The sequence below is a fragment of the Bacteroides sp. AF32-8BH genome, from assembly GCF_003435205.1.
In the GTDB taxonomy this organism is placed as follows: domain Bacteria; phylum Bacteroidota; class Bacteroidia; order Bacteroidales; family Bacteroidaceae; genus Bacteroides; species Bacteroides ovatus.
This window is the reverse complement of record NZ_QVLZ01000114.1, coordinates 1-937: the sequence shown is the minus strand read 5'-3', so window position 1 is coordinate 937 and position 937 is coordinate 1. Positions and strand designations below refer to the sequence as shown.

Below are 937 nucleotides of genomic sequence, written 5' to 3'. Positions count from 1 at the left end.
TTGTATCAGATGTTGAGGTTTCAACAATATTAAATATTACTTTTATTTATAGTAACTAATTTGCATTAATATGAGAAAGGTATTTATTCTTTTGTTTATTTCTTTAGCATTGTTATCCTGTCAAAAAGAGGAAAACAATAGAAAAACAGAGTATCAAGTATTAACAAGTAAGGACGCATCCAAACCGTTTAGCTGTCTTGGAGAGAAACGTATTATTACGATTACGATTATAAAAAAAACATTAATAGATGATGTTTTAAGTTCAGAGGTTCCGATTATTCCCAGGGATGTTTCGGTAGAATTTGATAAAACTCTTTTTTCTGATATAGAAATAAAAGTGGAGGGCGATCAGGTAGTATTAAATATAACCTCAAATATTAATAAAGAAGATAAAATTTTGAATGCTGATTTACAGATTTCTTACTCTACTATTAATGGCATAAAAGTAGAAAAAATTCCACTAATTATAGATAAAGGAAAGTTGACATTTGTGTATAAAATCCATTCGGAACAGAATCCTTTTATTCTACCAGCTGAAGGTGGTAGATTTGAGTTACCTTTTACTTGTAAAAAACAGACATATTTGAATGGCCAGTTTATAGAGGAAACTTATTCATCATTAAACGGATTGAGATTTAAAACGATAAGTAGTGGTAATGTCTGGTTCCTTACAGTCAGAAAAGACGGAGAAAAAATTGGTTTTTACAAATTTTCTTTTGTGGGAGAAGGACCATATAACCAAAAAACAGATCCAGAGTGCTATTTTAACATATATACCCATGATGCAGATTTAATTACAGATAATCCTACAGAAATATTCAGACAAGATTTTATACAACCCCAGACCCCGGGTGAGGATTATTATAAACCTTCCCGGTCCTCTTATAAACATGGCACTTTTGACTTTTAACGTATTCAGTATTAACCTTAATTATAT

General features: G+C 30.2%; 1 protein-coding gene. It reads left to right on the top strand.

Annotated elements, in window-relative coordinates; all coding sequences use genetic code 11:
• Positions 1–70 precede the first annotated feature (70 nt).
• The gene (locus DWZ47_RS30265; RefSeq protein ID WP_005681483.1) at positions 71–910 is read left to right on the top strand and encodes a hypothetical protein; all 840 of its coding nucleotides are present in this window, start codon (positions 71–73) and stop codon (positions 908–910) included.
• The last annotated feature ends 27 nt before the right edge of the window (positions 911–937 follow it).

What these genes read in the sequence shown, in the direction of transcription:
- DWZ47_RS30265 (WP_005681483.1), top strand. Translation starts at nt 71, where the DNA reads ATGAGAAAGGTATTTATTCTTTTGTTTATTTCTTTAGCATTGTTATCC.